The sequence below is a fragment of the Rhodococcus sp. BP-332 genome, assembly GCF_019836065.1.
Lineage (GTDB): Bacteria > Actinomycetota > Actinomycetes > Mycobacteriales > Mycobacteriaceae > Rhodococcoides.
In genome coordinates this window covers 62,527-80,158 of the sequence record NZ_JABUEC010000002.1, presented here as the reverse complement: position 1 = coordinate 80,158, position 17,632 = coordinate 62,527, and the positions used below count along the sequence as shown (strand labels likewise).

15 protein-coding genes are annotated in these 17,632 nt (G+C 66.0%); 6 read left to right on the top strand and 9 right to left on the bottom strand.

Features of this window, described 5'->3' with window-relative positions; translation table 11 throughout:
- Positions 1–66: 66 nt before the first annotated feature.
- A complete protein-coding gene (locus tag HQ314_RS06170) occupies positions 67–873 on the bottom strand; it encodes an acyl-CoA thioesterase II (protein WP_222630734.1) in 807 nt (268 codons plus the stop codon).
- Between the two features lie 258 nt (positions 874–1,131).
- Here HQ314_RS06170 and chvE point away from each other — a divergent pair, with 258 nt between their 5' ends.
- The 6 genes from chvE (at position 1,132) to HQ314_RS06140 (ending at position 9,123) form a co-directional block, all read left to right on the top strand.
- Entirely contained in the window at positions 1,132–2,268 is a 1,137-nt protein-coding gene (gene chvE / locus HQ314_RS06165) for a multiple monosaccharide ABC transporter substrate-binding protein (RefSeq protein ID WP_056448189.1), read from the top strand.
- A gap of 8 nt (positions 2,269–2,276) precedes the next feature.
- Entirely contained in the window at positions 2,277–3,815 is a 1,539-nt protein-coding gene (gene mmsA, locus HQ314_RS06160) for a multiple monosaccharide ABC transporter ATP-binding protein (protein WP_222649591.1), read from the top strand.
- On the top strand, positions 3,812–5,146 hold the full coding sequence (gene mmsB / locus HQ314_RS06155) for a multiple monosaccharide ABC transporter permease (RefSeq protein WP_222649590.1): 1,335 nt from the start codon (positions 3,812–3,814) through the stop codon (positions 5,144–5,146). The genes mmsA and mmsB overlap by 4 nt, the downstream gene beginning before the upstream one ends.
- Positions 5,147–5,230: 84 nt before the next feature.
- Complete coding sequence (locus tag HQ314_RS06150) at positions 5,231–6,217, top strand: LacI family DNA-binding transcriptional regulator (protein ID WP_261781484.1); 987 nt, start codon at positions 5,231–5,233, stop codon at positions 6,215–6,217.
- A gap of 132 nt (positions 6,218–6,349) precedes the next feature.
- Entirely contained in the window at positions 6,350–8,779 is a 2,430-nt protein-coding gene (locus HQ314_RS06145; protein ID WP_222649588.1) for an AAA family ATPase, read from the top strand.
- Entirely contained in the window at positions 8,776–9,123 is a 348-nt protein-coding gene (locus tag HQ314_RS06140; protein ID WP_308119268.1) for a hypothetical protein, read from the top strand. Before HQ314_RS06145 ends, HQ314_RS06140 begins: the two co-directional genes overlap by 4 nt.
- Positions 9,124–9,126: 3 nt before the next feature.
- Here the strand turns inward: HQ314_RS06140 and HQ314_RS06135 are convergent, their stop codons facing one another.
- The 8 genes from HQ314_RS06135 to HQ314_RS06100 all read right to left on the bottom strand — a co-directional run bounded on the left by HQ314_RS06135 (position 9,127) and on the right by HQ314_RS06100 (position 17,330).
- Positions 9,127–9,834: an HD domain-containing protein gene (locus tag HQ314_RS06135; RefSeq protein ID WP_056448198.1), complete on the bottom strand. Its 708-nt coding sequence runs from the start codon at positions 9,832–9,834 to the stop codon at positions 9,127–9,129.
- 20 nt (positions 9,835–9,854) lie between these two features.
- Complete coding sequence (locus HQ314_RS21650) at positions 9,855–11,195, bottom strand: hypothetical protein (protein WP_308119266.1); 1,341 nt, start codon at positions 11,193–11,195, stop codon at positions 9,855–9,857.
- A 132-nt stretch (positions 11,196–11,327) separates the two neighbouring features.
- Positions 11,328–12,143, bottom strand: a complete 816-nt coding sequence (locus tag HQ314_RS06125; RefSeq protein ID WP_222649587.1) for a CoA ester lyase — start codon at positions 12,141–12,143, stop codon at positions 11,328–11,330.
- Complete coding sequence (locus HQ314_RS06120; RefSeq protein WP_027504872.1) at positions 12,140–13,303, bottom strand: acyl-CoA dehydrogenase family protein; 1,164 nt, start codon at positions 13,301–13,303, stop codon at positions 12,140–12,142. The genes HQ314_RS06125 and HQ314_RS06120 overlap by 4 nt, the downstream gene beginning before the upstream one ends.
- 26 nt (positions 13,304–13,329) lie before the next feature.
- Positions 13,330–14,700 (bottom strand): MmgE/PrpD family protein, encoded by a 1,371-nt coding sequence (locus tag HQ314_RS06115; RefSeq protein WP_222649586.1) that lies wholly within the window; start codon positions 14,698–14,700, stop codon positions 13,330–13,332.
- Positions 14,697–15,911 carry a CaiB/BaiF CoA-transferase family protein gene (locus HQ314_RS06110; protein WP_027504874.1) on the bottom strand — a complete coding sequence of 405 codons (1,215 nt, stop codon included), beginning with the start codon at positions 15,909–15,911 and terminating at the stop codon, positions 14,697–14,699. Before HQ314_RS06110 ends, HQ314_RS06115 begins: the two co-directional genes overlap by 4 nt.
- On the bottom strand, positions 15,908–16,459 hold the full coding sequence (locus HQ314_RS06105) for a MaoC family dehydratase (RefSeq protein WP_027504875.1): 552 nt from the start codon (positions 16,457–16,459) through the stop codon (positions 15,908–15,910). Before HQ314_RS06105 ends, HQ314_RS06110 begins: the two co-directional genes overlap by 4 nt.
- A 136-nt stretch (positions 16,460–16,595) precedes the next feature.
- Complete coding sequence (locus tag HQ314_RS06100) at positions 16,596–17,330, bottom strand: FadR/GntR family transcriptional regulator (protein ID WP_027504876.1); 735 nt, start codon at positions 17,328–17,330, stop codon at positions 16,596–16,598.
- Positions 17,331–17,632 lie beyond the last annotated feature (302 nt).

Here is a 17,632-nt window from a genome sequence, read left to right as displayed (position 1 = left end):
GCGAGGCGCACGACCTACGTGCCCTGTGTCACATTGTGCACACTGCGGCTCGGCAGGGACCCGATATCAGTCCTTGTAGTAGACGACCTGGTGTCCGGTGGCGAGGAGAGTGCCGCTGGTGCTCCACAGCTCGGCGGTCTGGTCGAAGTAGCCCTGATGGAATCGTCGTGCGTGCGCGGTCCCGAGGACGTACCCGTCGGACTGCGCCGCCAGATCCTCCGCCGTCGCGAAGTAGTGCACGGTGAGCGAGATGGTTCCGGCGGCGACGTACTTCCCGCGCCGCTGAAAGACCCGCGGGTAGAAGATGTCGCTCATCGACGTCAGGGACGCGAAGTCCATCGGGCGCGGGGGAGAGTCCCGGACCCACAGCGTCGCAACGGAATCGGCGGACTCCGTCTCGGTCAATGCACCGGCGGTGAACCGCATCTCGTAGTTGTTCGCCCAGGCGATGAACTCGGGGAAGTCGACCGTGTCGACGTCCGCGGGGTCGGGCATCGCGGGCGGCGACGACTCGAGGGCGTCCCAGGTGGTGCGGCGCGTACCGAAGACCGCGGTCGCGGTGGTGGCGACCGTGCCGTCCTGGCTCAGCTCCAGGTACCAGTGCTGGTTGCTGCGATTCGTCCGCACGGCGCGAGTGGAGATCTCGAACTCGCCCTCGGCGATGGGCCCCGCGAAGTTCACGGTCAGCGTCACCGGGTCGCCCAGCCGATCGGGATGAAGCTCGACGGCCCGGACCAGCGTCGCGGCGGTGAGCCCGCCGAAGGGGCCGACCATGTTGTTGTACGGCGCGGAGGTCCGGCCGCGGTAGCGACCGTCGCCCAGAGGCTCGAGGGTGAGGCCGTCGTCGAAGGCGTGCGATCCGGGGTGAGTCATGAGTCGTCCTGATTCGGTAGTTGTATGCACCGAAGCATAACGGTGGTCTGAGCGGGGTGGCGACACCGCGGATCGACCGGCGCATTCTGTTAGCGCTAACACGTCGCAAAGTCCAGTTCGAAGGACCCGTTGACATCGTCGATGTTATCGCTCACACTCGCTGGGCGGTGTGATTCACACCACTCGACAGCAGCATGATCCGCAGCACGGCGAATCGAATGCCGTCCCTGCCGACCAGCCACCACCCGAGGAGACACGATGAAGTTCCGACACCTACCGGTGGCTGCGGCCGCGGTGGCGATAGCGATCACGGTGACCGCGTGCGGGTCCAGCACGAAGACCGCCGACGTCGCCCCCTCGGCGGGCGGTGACACGGCCGGCGCTCTGATCGGTGTCACCATGCCGACCAAGTCGTCCGCTCGATGGATCGCCGACGGCGACAACCTCAAGAGCGCGCTCGAGTCGAAGGGCTACAAGGTCGACCTGCAGTACGCCGAGAACGACATCCCCACCCAGGTCAACCAGATCGAGAACCAGATCACCCAGGGCGCGAAGCTGCTGATCGTCGCCTCCGTGGACGGCACCGCCATCACCACGCAGCTGCAGGAAGCCAAGGACAACGGCATCGGCGTCATCGCGTACGACCGCCTCATCCGCAACTCGCCGAACGTCGACTACTACGCCACCTTCGACAACTACAAGGTCGGCGTCGACCAGGCCACGTCCCTGCTGGTCGGCCTCGGCCTGAAGAACGAGGACGGCACCGACAAGGCCGACGCCCCCGCCGGCCCGTTCAACATCGAGGTCTTCGCCGGTTCGCCCGACGACAACAACGCCACCTTCTTCTTCGACGGTGCCATGGAGACCCTGAAGCCGTACCTGGACAAGGGAACCCTGAAGATCGGCAGCGGTGAGTCCGACTTCGAGACGGCCGCAACCCTTCGTTGGGACCCGGCGACCGCCCAGAAGCGCATGGAAGACCTGCTGACCAAGACGTACTCGTCGGGTCAGAAGGTGCAGGGCGTGCTCTCGCCCTACGACGGTCTGTCCATCGGAATCCTGTCCGCGCTCAAGAGCAACGGATACGGAACCGCCGGCCAGCCTTACCCGATCGTCACCGGTCAGGACGCCGAGGTTCCGTCGGTCAAGTCGATCATCGCCGGTGAGCAGTACGCCACCATCTACAAGGACACCCGCGAGTTGGCGGCGGTCACCATCCAGATGGCGCAGGCAGTTCTCGAGGGCCAGACCCCCGAGACCAACAACACGACCGATTACGACAACGGTGAGAAGGTCGTTCCCGCCTACCTGCTGCAGCCCGAAATCGTCTACAAGGACAACTACGAGAAGCTCCTCGTCGACGGCGGCTACTACACCGAGGATCAATTGAAGTGAGTTCGGCGATGACGAGCCAGATCTTGGAAATGCGCGGGATCACCAAGACGTTCCCGGGCGTGAAAGCACTGCAGGATGTCACCTTGACGGTGGAGCGCGGCGAGATACACGCGATCTGCGGCGAGAACGGCGCGGGAAAGTCCACGCTCATGAAGGTTCTGTCGGGTGTGTATCCCCATGACACGTTCGACGGCGACATCGTGTTCGACGGTCAGGCCTGCGAGTTCTCCGACATCCGGAGCAGCGAAGCCAAGGGCATCGTCATCATCCACCAGGAACTCGCGCTCAGTCCGTACCTGTCGATCGCCGAGAACATCTTCCTCGGCAACGAGCGGTCCAAGCGTGGGTTCATCGACTGGAACCGCACCAACTCCGAGGCCGCAGCCCTACTGAACCGTGTAGGGCTGCGGGAGAACCCGGTCACCGTCGTCAACGACCTCGGTGTCGGAAAGCAGCAACTCGTGGAGATCGCGAAGGCACTGTCCAAGGACGTGACGCTGCTGATTCTCGACGAACCGACCGCAGCACTGAACGATTCGGATTCCACCCACCTCCTCGAATTGCTGCGCGGTCTGCGGGACGAGGGCATCACGTGCGTGATCATCTCGCACAAGCTCAACGAGATCGCGGCCATCGCCGACCGGACCACGATCATCCGGGACGGTCGGACCATCGAGACGCTGGACATGCGCAACCCGGATGTCACCGAGGATCGCATCATCTCGCTCATGGTCGGCCGCGATCTCGAGCACCGCTTCCCGCCGCACGAATCCACGGTGGGAGAGGAGGTGCTGCGGATCGAGGACTGGACCGTGCACAGCCCCACCCAGCACGGTCGGACCGTCGTGGACAAGGCGAATCTGACGCTCCGTCGCGGGGAGATCGTCGGTCTCGCCGGTCTGATGGGTGCCGGCCGCACGGAACTGGCCATGAGCGTCTTCGGGCGCAGCTACGGCACGGACATTTCCGGACGGTTGTACAAGTACGGCAGAGAGATTCACGTCAAGTCCGTCAACGACGCGATCGAGCACGGTCTCGCGTACGCGACCGAGGATCGCAAGCGTTACGGCCTCAATCTGATCGACGACATCAAGCGCAACATCTCCACCGCGGCCCTGGACAAGTTGGTCGCACACGGATTCGTCGACGACAACCACGAGTACGAGGTTGCCGAGGGCTTCCGCAAGAGCATGAACATCAAGGCTCCCAACGTGGAGGCCGTCGTCGGCAAGCTGTCCGGCGGCAACCAGCAGAAGGTCGTGTTGAGCAAGTGGATCTTCAGTGATCCGGACGTGCTCATTCTCGACGAGCCGACGCGAGGAATCGACGTCGGCGCCAAGTTCGAAATCTATTCGATCATCAACAGCCTCGCCGATGCAGGCAAGGCCGTTCTCGTGATCTCGTCCGAGCTGCCCGAACTGTTGGGGCTGTGCGATCGGATCTACGCGCTGTCCGCAGGCCGCATCACCGGTGAGGTGACTCGGGAGGACGCGACGCAGGAATCTCTCATGCATCTCATGACCCGTGGAACAGGAGTACTTCGATGAATCAGCTGTCGACTGTCCGGGGGCTGCTCACGCGAAACCTCCGCCAGAGCGGAATTTTCATCGCCTTCGCGTTGATCATCCTGCTCTTCACCGCGCTCACCGGTGGACAACTTCTGGTGCCGCAGAACATCAGCAACATGGTGGTGCAGAACTCCTACATCCTGATCCTGGCCATCGGCATGGTCGTGATCATCATCGCCGGCCACATCGACCTGTCGGTGGGATCGGTGGTCGCGGCCACCGGCGCCATCGCGGGTGTCCTCATGGTTCAACAGAACGTGCCATGGCCGCTGGCAGTGCTGATCACGCTGGTCGTGGGCGGACTGATCGGAGCGTGGCAGGGCTACTGGGTCGCATACTTCGGCATCCCCGCGTTCATCGTCACGCTGGCCGGCATGCTCGTCTTCCGCGCCGTCACCCTCATCGTGCTGGGCAACCAGGGCATCGGGCCGTTCCCCGGACCGGTGCGGACACTGTCCAACGGCTTCCTCCCCGGATTCCTCGGCAACGTCGGCCTCGGCCCCCTGGGCGGAGCCGACATCTTCACGCTGCTGGTCGCCATCGCTGCCATCGTCGGAATCGTGTTCAGCCAGTGGCGGACCCGCATGGGCCGGCAGAAGTACGGCCAGGTCGTCGATGCGTTGCCGCTGTTCATCGCCAAGCTCACCTTCGCCGGACTTCTCGTGCTCGCCATTGCTGTTCAGCTGGCGCGCTTCAAGAACCTGCCGTACGTCCTGATCCTCCTCGCGGTGCTCGTCATGGGGTACTCCACGCTGGCCGGTCGAACGGTGTTCGGTCGCCACGTCTACGCCATCGGCGGCAACATCCACGCCGCATCGCTGTCGGGCATCAAGGTCAAGCCGGTCACGTTCTGGCTCTTCGTCAACATGGGTGTGCTGTCGGCCCTGGCGGGAATCATCTTCGCCGGCCGACTGAACCAGGCCGGCCCCACTGCGGGTAACGGATTCGAGCTCGACGCCATCGCGGCCGCCTTCATCGGTGGTGCAGCGGTGCAGGGCGGTGTCGGTCGCATCGTCGGCGCTCTGACCGGCGGACTGATCATCGCCGTCATCAACAGCGGGATGTCCCTCATCGGATCACCCAGCGAGCGAGTCCAGTTGGTGAAGGGTCTCGTCCTCCTCGCGGCCGTCGCCTTCGACATCTGGACGAAGCGCCGAGCCGCCAGCGGACGCGGAGGTGGACCCGACAAGGCCGAGAAACCGGCACCGTCCACTTACATGGGTCTCCCGGTTCCGGCCGAGATGTTGGGCGGTTCCACCGACACGAAAGCTGCCCCCGCAGCCACCGCGTCGCCGCCCGTGTCGAGGTAGATCGGCGCGGCGGGGCCGAACCTGCGATCCTGGACGACGGACGAGTGAACTGGGGGGACTGTGACGCCGATTCGAGGGCCGGCCATGACGGACGTGGCCAAACTTGCCGGGGTGTCCCACCAGACCGTCTCGCGGGTGATCAACGGTCATCCCCACGTCACCGACGCGACCAGGGCGCGGGTCACGCAGGCCATCACCCAGCTGGGCTATCGGCCCAACACCGCGGCTCGGGCTCTGGTCACCGGAAGCAACCGCACCATCGGCATCGTCGCGACGGGAGTTGCTCTGCACGGACCGGTCTCGACGCTGTACAGCGTCGAGCGGGCCGCCCGGCACGCCGGCTACTCGGTGCTGGTGGGGGTTCCGACCTCGCTGGAGGAGGACGCCATCAACGCGTGCGTTCGGAGTCTGCACAAGCAGGGTGTCGACGGGGTGGTCGTGGTCGCGCCACTGCGTACCGACAACGGCGACATCGCGGGGCTGGCCGGCGAACTGCCGCTCGTCGCGGTCGAGGGATCGCCCGCCGGAGATCTCGCGGTGGTGTCCGTCGACCAGGTCCTCGGAGCAAGGGACGCCACGTCGCATCTCCTGGAACTCGGGCACCGAGAGGTGTGGCACGTGGCCGGGCCTCTGGGATGGTACGAGGCCGCGGACCGGGTGAGTGGGTGGCGGTCGGTGCAGGAGGAGCGGGGGATCGATCCGCCGCCGATGATGAACGGGGACTGGACCGCCCGGTCAGGCTACGCGGCCGGCACCGTCCTCGCGCAAATAAAAGGTGTCACCGCCGTGTTCGCAGGCAACGACTCCATGGCGCTCGGAGTGCTGCGCGCGCTCGACGCCCACGGGCGGCGGGTTCCCGAGGACATCAGCCTGGTCGGTTTCGACGATGTTCCGGACGCCGAGTTCTACTCACCGCCGCTCACGACGATCCGCCAGGAGTTCAGCGAGGTGGGCGTCCGGAGCGTCGAGATCCTGCTCGAGCAGATCGGGTCCGGGAAGTCGAGCACCCGACGCTTCAGCATCGCCCCCAGCCTGGTCACCCGAGCGAGCACGGCTGCGCCGGCCGACTGAGGAGGGGCCTCGGCACGTCCCGGCCCGTCCGATCGGAAACGACTCGCGCTGTCGGAACCGGCAGGTACGTTCTGATTCGTCGCGCTCGACCGGCGGCGTCGAACGTACGAGGGAGTGCCACAGATCGTGACCGTGACGGACACAGAACTGATCAACACAGTGACTCAGGCCCTGACGGACGACGCGTCTGTCACCGACGAGATCGCGTATGTCGTTCTCGCGGCGCTGGAGGGCGACGCCGAGCTCGCCAGCGAACTTCACGGAACCGTGGAACACGAGGCGCTGCAGCCGGACTCACCGGCGTCCCAGGACGGTCCCGTCGGGGCATTCGTGTCCTCCATCGAGGTGACCGGGTTCAGGGGCATCGGTCCGACGTCGAGATTGTCCCTGGTACCCGGGCCTGGCATCACGGTGGTGTCGGGACGGAACGGATCCGGCAAGTCGAGTTTCGCGGAAGCACTGGAGTTCGCTCTCACCAGCAAGTCGTACCGCTGGAGTGCGAACAAGAAGAGCGTCGTGTGGGCGTCGTCCTGGCGCAATATGCACTACGACGGCGAGGCGTCGATCCGTGTGGGGCTGACCATCGACGGGCGACCCGAGACCACGGTCGGTGTCGACTGGTCCGCTGGGGCGGAGCTCGACGATGCCGCATTCTGGGTTCAGGAGAAGAAGGCGGCGAGGTCGACCGGAACGGACACCCTGGGGTGGCGCGACGCACTCGATTCCCATCGACCGATTCTGTCGTACGACGAGGTCGGCCGGATGTTCGAACAAGAACCGTCGGCCCTCTACGACGCCATTGCGAAACTACTGGGTCTCGACGCGGTGGCGGCTGCAGAGAAGCGCTTGGCCGAGAGGCACGGCGAGCTGAAGAAGCCGCGCACCGCAGCGACCCAGTCGAAGAAGTCGGTCAAGGCGGCAGTCGAAGCGTCGAGCGATCAACGTGCCGCTGCGGCATTCCAACAGCTCCGCAAGCACAAGCCCGACCTCGACGTCGTCGCGGGCATCGCGACAGGTTCCGAGGCGGCGTCGTCGACGGTCGTGGCGGCCCTGCGGCGTCTGGCCACACTGCGGACGGCTGAGATCAGCGACATTGACCGGACGGTGTCGCGGTTCGAACGCGCCCGAGACGCTCTGTCAGCTGTGACCGGCGTGGTGGCAGACGAACAGGAACGGTTGCTCGACCTGTTGGCCAGCGCTCTGGAACTGCATTCCGGCGGTGACGGTCGACCGTGCCCCGTGTGTGGTGAGGGGATCTTGGACGACGTCTGGGCCGAACGTTCGCGACTCGCGCTCGAGGCGGGTCGAACGGACACCCAGCGCTACCGCGACGCGAAGTCGGAGTTCGATGCGGCAGCGCGCTCCCTGCGAGACCTCGCTCTCTCAGCACCGCTTGCCGTCGATGACACCGGTGGACTGGACCTCGAGGTCTACCGGGCCGCTCGTGACACAGCGCGGGCCGTGCCCTCGGACACGATGTCTCTGGGCGACCACGTCACAGCATCGCTGCCGGTGCTCATCGACGCCGCAGCCGGAGTGCGAGAGCAGGCAGCGCAGGCACTCGCCCAGTTGGAGACCGAGTGGACGCCACTCGCGGAACAGCTCGCCCGATGGGTCGACCTCGAACGCGAGGCGCGAGCGGTCGAGGAACAGCTCATCCGCGTCGACGCCGCGCGGACGTGGCTTTCCGGGCACATCGATGTCCTGCGCGACGAGCGGTTGGCGCCCATCGGTGACCAGGCCCGTCGCATCTGGTCGATGCTGAGGCAGGAGTCCAACGTCGACATCGGTCGAATCACTCTGGAGGGCCGCGCGACTCGCCGTAAAGCCAGCATCGAGGCGTCGGTCGACGGTCAGCCGACGGGGGCCCTGTCCGTGATGAGTCAGGGCGAGCTGCACGCACTGACATTGGCGCTGTTCATTCCGCGTGCGACCACCGAGGGAAGCCCGTTCCGATTCCTCGTTCTCGACGATCCCATCCAGGCGATGGACCCGGCCAAGATCGACGGATTCGTCGACGTTCTCGTCGATCTCGCAGCCACCCGACAGGTCGTGGTCTTCTCGCACGACGATCGACTGCCGGCCGCACTGCGCCGACGGTCCATCGGAGCCCGACTCGTCGAGGTGACGCGCGAGGCTGGATCCTCGGTTCGGCTGGCCGAGGCCGACACGCCTGCTCAGCGTTACGTCACCGACGTTCATGCCACGGTGCGAGACGAGCTCCTACCCGACGAGGTCAAGCGTCGGGCAGTGCAAGCGATCTTCCGCTTGGCGATCGAAGCAGCAGCCTGGGATCGCTACGTCCGGACCCAGACTGCAGACGGCACGGCATGGGTCGACCTGGAGCGCACGTGGTCCGAGACTCAGAGGACCAGGGCCCGGATCGCGCTGGCAATGGGAAAGTCCGACCAGGAGATCGGCGCGTGGTTGTCCTATCGAGAATGGAGAGGCGGCTCGCTGAACTACGCCAACAAGGGTGTGCACGGTGCCGGCTCCATCCCGACCAAGTCTCACGCGAGCGATCTGAACAAACTTGTCGACGAACTCTTGGCGGCGCCGTGACGACGCCCGCGGAGTTGCTCGGATACGCCCGGCGACTTCTCGAGGAGGAACCGGTGACCGGCCAGAATGCCCGTCTCGCAGCCGTACTCGCCCGGCAGGCATTCGAGTCGGTGGTCGAGGCGCGCTGCGCAGCGGTCGGCGAGGGTGTCGTTCACGCCAGCATGAAAGTAAGGCTGATCGTGTTGTATGCGCTCGCGCCGAACGACGAGTCGGTACGCACACTCGACTATGCCTGGGGCCGTCTGTCTCAGGCGTGCCACCACCACGCCTACGAGTTGTCGCCCACCGTTACAGAGGTGCGTACTCTGTGCGAATCTGTCGCCGGGTTTCTCGTCGACGCGTGATCATCAGCCCCTGGTCTGCCCCCTGATCGACGCCAGGTGTCCGCGCAGATTCGCCATCCCGTCCGCCGTCAGTCCGAGCGCCTCGCCGTGCTCGGTGGCGGCCGCCTCGAAGATGGTCACGAGGGGTGCGTACTTGCGAAGCAGCTTCGTCCGCTTGGCTTCGTCGACCAGATACTTCAGGCTGCCGGCGTTGTCGACGAAGTCGGACACCTTCACCAGAAACACCTTTGGATCGCGGATCACCGCCGTCACGTGTTCGACGTACTGCGCGACACGGTCCTCGCCGGTGCGCGGCGGGGTGGTGACAGCCGCGACGAGGCGTGCGACCTCCGCACCGAAGTGTGCCTCGAGTGCGCCGAGAGCCTGGCTCCCGCCAAGTAGATCGACGATGCGGTCGGACTGATCCTCGACGGTGTCGTGCAGGGCCGTGGCCACGAGTGCGTCGAGATCAGCACATCCGTACCTCATGAGACGCAGCACGTTTCGAGATGGGTGCGTGATGTACGGATCGTTGATCTGATCGCCGCGAGTGGTGCGGCGCTGCATCAGATGGGCGTAGGACGCCACGGCGAGAGCATCCTCGAGCGGTGAGGTCTCGAGTCCTCGACCGCGCGCCTCGTACCGGATGGCGTGGGCGAGCAGTGACGGGTCCATCTCCTTCAACGGCACGTCATTCAGTGCGCGAGTGAGGGCGTCGGACGTCGATGTCATGGGGTCCTCTCGTGGGACTGTCAGGAGGTGCGGGGGAGTTCGTCGACGAACTCGTACGAGCAGCCCAGCGCACTGCGCTCGTCGGTCACGCCGTTCTGCCGGAACCACGCGACGCACGCGTTGGCGATGAGCTGGGTGTCGCGGCTGAACAGATAACCGTCCGTGCAGTCGTCGAAGTGATCGTCGTGATGCCAGTGATCCAGCTCCAACCCCTCGACACCATGGTCGGCCAGTCGGAGTCGCTGGAGAACGGCTCGCGATCGGCGCACCATGTACACGCCGTCGTCGAGGACGTGGATCTGCGCGTTGAACACGTCCCCCTCGTCGTCGGGGTCGTAGTCGCTGGGACCGAGTTCGATGATCAGGCCGGTGGGCTTGTCGAACATCGATTCCATCAACCATGCTGCGGTGCCCTCGGAGTCGTCGACGGGCAGAACTCGGCCGTATCCGTCGGTGATGTTGTCGAGGAGTCCACCGCGGGGCAGGGGAGCGATCCATGCGTCGATGGCGTCGCCGTTCCTCCGAAGGTTCGCAACGCCGTCGTCGGTCAACCAGGCGGGGCCGTGGAAGAACTGCTCGACGCCCGACATGCCGTCGGAGTTGGTGTACTTCGCGTACCAGTTGTCCAGGTCGACATCCTTGTCGGTGACGACGACGCATCTGGTGCCGTCGATGCGGAGTGCGTACTGCCACTCCGGGATTGCCGTCGGCCGATTGTCGGCGCGCGGACGAGAGTGCTCTCGTTTCCATACCGCGGTCTCGACCGTCCTGATGCGTGTGATGGACCACGCGTTGCTGATGACATGGAGGGATTTGGCGGTGAGTTGGCAGGCCCAGGAGACGTCCCAGTCGCGCCTCGACACGATGATGTGCCGACGCCCGTTGTCGGCGACGACGACGTCCGCGCGTTCCCTGGACCGGAAGTAGTCGGACAGCTCCACGTCATCGACGAGCTCGTCGTACGGCTCGATTTCGATGATGACGGTGTACCGCGTGCCCTCACTCGCCGGCAGTCGGCGAGTGCGGGGGAGGCGACTGTCGGCCATGTGAGGGCTGGTGGACCAGAGGTCCGACCGGCTCGTCTCGACACCGAGGACGCTCCACTCCTCTGCGAGCCTGTCGACAGCATGGAGAGCAGCCTGTCCGGAGACCCACCATCCGCTGCCGGGTACGTCGAGGACGACGCGTGCATGACCGAGTAGGGATCGGTCGATCCTGGCCGCGTCGTCACCGACCTGGTGCAGCAGCTGGAGGTACTCGTCCGGTTCGATCTGGTCGAAGGGCCGGTCGATCTCGACGGCGACGGTGAATCCGGGGTTGCCGGCGGGGATACCGCCCAAGCCGCGACTGTCGTGGTCCATGGGTTCTCGATTCTGTGCGAACAGCTAGCTCGACGTCGGAGAACCGAGCGTCGGTGGCAGGAATCATCCGTCTGCCTACTCACTGTGTACAGCAGGGCACCGACACGTTTCGGGCCCGAACCCACTCGCGCTCTACGCGCGCTCCATCACCCGCCGTGCCCGCTTCGCGACTGCCTCGTCGATGAGGTGGCCGTCCTGGTCGACCCCGGCCCCACCGGACTCGAGGGCCGAGAGCACGGCGCGTGCTCGGGTGACGTCCTCGGGCGTGGGCTCGAACACCGCGCGCGCCGCCGGGACCTGGGCCGGGTGGATGCACGCGCGGCCCACGAAGCCGAGACGCGACAGCGACTGCGTGTCCGCGGTGAACGCGTCGAGGTCGCGGAAGTTGCGGGACACGGCCCCCAGCGGGGGGAGGAGGCCTGTGGCGGCGCTGGCCGCGACCACCTGTGACCGCGCGAACAGCAGCGCGCTGGGGTCCGATTCGCCGTCGATACCGAGGTCGACGGCGAGATCGGCCTCACCGATCTGCAGGAAGCGCACACGGGGTCCTCGCGCGATGGCGAGCGCGTCGAACAGCGCCGCACCCGTCTCGAGCAACGGCGACACCGCGGCGTGTGGACACACGTCGGCGAGCAGCCGATCGGCGATCGCGATCTCCTCGGGTGACCCCACCTTGGGGAGCCACACCCCGGTCAGCCGGGGATGCGCCACCGCGCGAATGTCGGCCTCCTGCAGCGGGCCCGGGTTGACGCGCACCCACACCTCGACGTCACCGGGCTCGCACGCAGCGACCCAGGCGGCGACCTCCGCGCGTGCGGAGTCCTTGTCCCGCAGAGCGACTGCATCCTCGAGATCGAGCACGACGGCGTCCGCACCCGAGGCGAGCGCCTTGTCGAAGCGGGCCGGCATGTCGCCGGGGACGTAGAGGTAGGTGAGCGCCCCACTCACCCGATCACGCTCGATCCCGCGACCAACGACTTCGCGATGACGGTGCGCATGATGTCGTTGGTTCCCTCGCCGATGGCCATGAGCGGCGCGTCGCGGTAGAGACGCTCGACGACGAACTCGGTCGAGTAGCCGTAGCCGCCGTGAATGCGCATGGCCTCGAGGCTGGCGGTGATGGCGGCCTCCGACGCGAAGTACTTGGCCATGCCCGCCTCCATGTCGACGCGCTTGCCCGAATCCGCCTGCGATGCAGCCCAGTAGGTCATGAGTCGGGCCGCCTGCAGCTGCGTGGCGATGTCGGCGATCTTCAACTGGATCGCCTGGAACTCGGCGATGGGCTGCCCGAAGGCGGTGCGCTCCTTCGCGTACTGCAGCGCGGCGTCGTAGGCCGCCTGCGCGATTCCCACACTGCGACCCGCGATGTTGAGTCGACCGATCTCGAGTCCCGATAACGCCTGCTGCAGTCCACGGCCCTCGACGCCGCCGAGGAGTGCGTCGACCGGTACCCGGACGTTGTCGAAGCTGATCTCACACGACTCGGTGCCCTTGTAACCGAGCTTGCCCATGTCACGCTGGACCTCGAAACCCTCACTGGTGGTGTCGATGAGCAGCAGGCTCATGCCCTTGTGGGGAGGGGTGGCGGAGGTATCGGTCTTCACCAGCACGGGCAGGACGTTCGCATGCCGCGCGTTGGTGATCCACGTCTTCGCGCCGTTCACGACGTAGTGGTCGCCGTCGCGCTTGGCGGTGGTCTTGATGCCCTGCAGGTCGGTGCCCGCACCCGGCTCGGTGAGGCCGACGCCGGTACGCCACTCACCCGTGGCCAGCTTCGGGAGCAGAGACTGCTTCTGCTCGTCCGTGCCGTGCTTGGCGATCATCCAGCACGAGAGGTTGTGGCTGCCGACGATGCCGGCAATGCCCATCCATCCACGCGCCAACTCCTCGTAGACGAGAGTGAAGGAGACCTTGTCGAGTTCGAGGCCGCCGTACTCCTCCGGCGTCGTGATCCCGAACAGGCCCATTGCCTTCATGTGGTCGACGATCTCCGTGGGGTAGCGGCCGGTCTTCTCCCATTCGTTCGCGACCGGGACGATCTCCTTGTCCACGAAGGTGCGCAATGCCTTACGGAACGCCGTCTGCTGTTCGTCGTACGTGAAATCCATGGTGGTGTCCTTCTTCCAGGCGAGGGTCAGGGGGCGGGCGCGATGGCCGCGGCGAGATCGAGCACGGCAGAGAGGTCGTGTTCGTCGGCGAGTCCGAGAACGCGATCGGCGAGTTCGTCCGCACGAGCGTCGTGGCCGCAGTTGCCGAGAAACTTCTCCCGCAGTGCCGCGTCGTCGAGTGGGAATGCGGCACTGCCGCGACTTCCGCCGACGTCTCCCACGAGCACACGGCCGTCGGCGAGGGTGATGGTGGCGTGTCCGGGAGCGGCGGCCGCGGGCCCGTCGGTGGGACGTTCGACGACGCGGACCGTGCGCGCCGTCGTCAGCACGTCGGCTCGGGCGATCGACGCGTCGGTGTAGGTGGAGACGTCGACTGCCCCGTCGCGCAGCAACGCGGCCACGCTCCACGGCAGATCGAACTTGCCGTCGTACGTGCTGCGCGGGGAGGCGACGCCCGTGTTGGGTCCGCACACGAACGGGGTGGAGTCCGGGTGGACCAGCACTTCGATGTCACGGATGTCGTCGACGTGGACGTCGTGGCCCGCGACAGCGGCGGACACCGCGTCGAGGGTGACGTGCATCAACTGGCAACTGGGGTAAGGCTTGATGCCGATCCCCAGTGCTTCCCAGCGGGTTCCGAATCCGTCGGTCAGAACGGTCAGGTCGACGGGTCGATCGGTGAGTGCCGCATAGACGCCCCGTCGCCCTTCCAACACGGAGCCCGGTCCGGTGGCGCCGGCGGCTGCGAAGCGGGTGGCCAGGATGCCGTTGAAGCTGGCCGTGCCGGGGTGCAGCGCTTTCGTGTCGGCATCGGTGTCGAGGAACTCGAGGAGACCGGAGCTCGACGATCCAGCGATGCCGAGCGCATGAACCAGGGTCTCACTGTCGAACTTTCCGAGCCGCCCGGCGACGACGGCCGCGGCGAACGGACCCACCGCCGCGGTCGCGTGGATCCCCCGAGCGTGGAACCCGTGGGGACTGACAGCGCCCAGTCGGCAGGCCGTCTCGAGGCCGAGTGTCGCGGCTGTGAGTACCTCGGCACCGGTGGCGTGGGTCTGCTGGCCGACGGCGAAGGCTGCCGGCAGGGTGACGGCGGTGGCGTGGACGAGCGCGCCGGCGTGCGTGTCGTCGAAGTCGAGCGCGTGCACCAGAACGCCGGTGGCCAGGGCGGCGGCGGGTGCGGACAGTGCTCGGTTCCCCGTCAACGGGCGGGCCTCGGGAGGGCCGCCCAGACCGTCGGCGACGGTCCAGGCGGCGCGTCCGTGGCCCAGACGCTGCGCGGCCACCGCGGTACCCACCGAATCGAGCAGGTGACGAGCGGTCGCGTGCCGCACGGCCGGCGGCACATCGTCGAGTGTCACCCCCGTCGCCCACTCGGACAGCACGGTGGAGGTCACGCGTGTGCCTCGGCCGACACCTCGCCGAAGGCGCCGCTACGGCGCAGGGTGGCGATGGTCTCCTCGTCGTAGCCGAGTTCGGCCACGATCTCCTCGAGGTTCTCCCCGCGCTGCGGTGCACGTCGGTATTCGGGACGCTGCGGCCCGAAGTTGACGGGGGAGGCGAGTTGGCGCACCGTGTCGTACACCGGGTGCTCGGTCTCGACGATGAGATTGCGTGCGAGCGTGTGGGGTTCGGTGAGCGCGTGCGCCACGTCGTTGATCGGTCCGGACGGAACGCCTGCCGGGCCCAGCAGCGACAACCAATGTGCGACGGTGTCGGTGGCGAACACGTCCTCCAACATCGGCAGCAGAACGTCCTTGTTCTGCCCCCGCAGGGAAAAGCTCGCGAAGCGAGGATCGGCACCGAGATCGGGTCGGCCGATGGCGACGACGAGCCGTTCCCAGAACTTCTCCTTGGCGCAGCCGACGATGAGCCAGCCGTCCGTGGCCTCGAAGGCCTGGAACGGGACCAGCGACGGGTGGGCCGAATTCTTGGTTCGCACCGGCTCGAAACCCGCGTTGAGATGCCACGTCGCGGGATACGTCAACAGCGACATCGCGGTGTCGTACAGCGACACGTCGCAGTCCCCGCCGACACCGTCGCGCCGCGCGGCGTGCAGACCGGAGAGCAGGCTGATCGCGGCGACGAACCCGCCCGAGTAGTCCACCAGCGAGAGACCGGATTTGGTGGGTGGGCCGTCGGGATCACCGGTGACGCTCATCCAGCCCGCGAGTCCCTGCAGGATGTAGTCGTAGCCGGGTTCCTTCGCGCGCGGACCGGTCATACCGAACCCGGTCAGGCTGCAGCAGACGATGGCGGGGTTGAGGTGCTTGAGGTCGTCGTACGTGATGCCGATCTTGGCGGGAACGTCACCGCGCAGGTTCGAATAGACTGCGTCGCTGGACTTCACGAGGTCCTCGAAGACGGAGCGCCCGGCGGGTGTGGAGAGATCGAGCGACAGACTGCGTTTGTTGCGGTTGAACGTCTCGAAGAAGAGCGAGTCCTCGCCCTCGTTGAACGGCGGCACGTACCGGCCGACGTCACCGCCGACGTTCGGGTCCTCGATCTTGATGACGTCGGCACCGAGGTCGGCGAGGTGAAGACTGCCGAACGGGCCTGCGCCGTACTGTTCCAGCGAGATGATGCGGACATCCTCGAGTGGTTTCATCGTGCGTCGCCTTTCGTGTCGGACGGCAGCTGCAGCGGACCGCTCTGCGCCTCCGGGAAGTAGTTCTGGCCGATGCCGCTCTCTCGCGTCGCCACCATGACGGAGCGTTTCCACGAGATGACCTCCACGCCATCCTGATTGAGGCCACGGGTGATCATCGAGACGATGCCGGCATAGGGGCGGGACTCGGAGAGTCGCAGGCCCGTGCAGATGCTCTCTGCGTACAGCGTGTCGCCCTCGTACACGGGGTGAGACATCTTGATGTCGGTGAACGCGAGATTGGAGATCGCGTTCTGGCTCATGTCGAGTACGGAGATGCCGAGAATCACCGCAACCGTGAAGCCCGAGTTCACGATGACGCGCCCCTCGGTGATCGGGTTCTGCGCCGCGAGATGTGCGTTGAAGTGATTCTGGTTCGTGTTCATCGACAGCAGCGTGATCCACGTGTTGTCGGCCTGCGAGACGGTGCGTCCCAGAGGGTGCTGGTAGACGTCACCCACCACGTAATCCTCGAAGAAGCGCCCTAGAACGGCCGGATGGACTGCCACGGTGTCTCCCTGTGTCGGTCGGCGAAGCCTGCACCTGAACCTTAAACATCAGATGATTAGACCGTCAAGGGGGAGTTCTGACCGGATCTGCGAGATCTGATGCGGTCAATTCTCACGAAAGAGCAGATGTTTGGTGCTACTGAGTGCGCAGCTTGTCCATCTGTCGGTAGGAGCCGCCCAGATGGTCGAGGTGGCGACGCATCATGTCCATCGCGGACATCGAGTCGCCCGCGGCGACGACGTCGAGAATCGCCCGATGGTCGTGGTCGACGCACTGCCAGAAGCCCTCCGGCGCGTGATCACGACCGAAACGCTTCGACAGCACCCGGAACACCGGTGCCGTGATGAGTTCGAGCAGGGGATTCTGCGCAGCGCGCAGCAGGACGAGGTGGAACTCCTGGTTCTTGACGAAGGTCTCCGGCCCCTGGGCGTCGGTGGGATCGAAGATCGAGGCGCGCAGTTGATCGAGGTGGTCCTCGGTGCGGCGGAAGGCGGCCATGCCCGCCGCAGGCACCTCCATGAGGTTGCGTACCTCCATCAGCTGGTCGACAGTGACGGCATCGGCCGTGGTCATGAGCGCGACACCGGTTTCGAGGTGCTCGCTGATGTGGCCGACGCTGGGCACCGCCACGAAGCTGCCGCCCGTGACGCCGCGAGTGGTGAGGATCAAATTCTGGCTAGCCAACGACCGTAGGGCTTCGCGGATGGTGCTCCGGCCGACGCCGAACTCCGCCGTCAGTTCCGTGTCGCTGGGGAGGCGCTCACCCGGCTGCAGTTCGCCCGACAGGATGCGGTCGCGCAGTCGTGTCGCGAGTGCGGCGTAGGCCGGCGTGCTCTTGGCGCTCGGATCGGCGGTCGAGGATTCGGGCACTGAGGCGGGCCTCTCGGTCGGTCGTCCGGCTCGTGACGACGGGCGATCACGTGGGGCGACGGTGGCGGAACAGCACGAGCGTAGCGCGAGCGACTGCGGCGAGCAGCGGCATCCGAAGATCGGGCACCATGGCAATACATCGGCTGTTTAGGGTGTCGAATGCCGTCGAGTGGGACTGAAGGGCACCTGATGAGGCGTCACCTGCCCGAAACATCAGAGGTATTGCATTCGGGCACAGGGTGGCGCACTATGACTCGGGTCACCTTCGCAGGGTGCACAGAGACCCCGCACGGACTCCCGGA

Coding starts and splice junctions, on each gene's coding strand:
- HQ314_RS21650 (WP_308119266.1), bottom strand. CDS start 11,195: ATGGACCACGACAGTCGCGGCTTGGGCGGTATCCCCGCCGGCAACCCC.
- HQ314_RS06170 (WP_222630734.1), bottom strand. CDS start 873: ATGACTCACCCCGGATCGCACGCCTTCGACGACGGCCTCACCCTCGAG.
- HQ314_RS06110 (WP_027504874.1), bottom strand. CDS start 15,911: ATGAAACCACTCGAGGATGTCCGCATCATCTCGCTGGAACAGTACGGC.
- HQ314_RS06150 (WP_261781484.1), top strand. CDS start 5,231: ATGACGGACGTGGCCAAACTTGCCGGGGTGTCCCACCAGACCGTCTCG.
- HQ314_RS06120 (WP_027504872.1), bottom strand. CDS start 13,303: ATGGATTTCACGTACGACGAACAGCAGACGGCGTTCCGTAAGGCATTG.
- mmsB (WP_222649590.1), top strand. CDS start 3,812: ATGAATCAGCTGTCGACTGTCCGGGGGCTGCTCACGCGAAACCTCCGC.
- chvE (WP_056448189.1), top strand. CDS start 1,132: ATGAAGTTCCGACACCTACCGGTGGCTGCGGCCGCGGTGGCGATAGCG.
- HQ314_RS06135 (WP_056448198.1), bottom strand. CDS start 9,834: ATGACATCGACGTCCGACGCCCTCACTCGCGCACTGAATGACGTGCCG.
- mmsA (WP_222649591.1), top strand. CDS start 2,277: ATGACGAGCCAGATCTTGGAAATGCGCGGGATCACCAAGACGTTCCCG.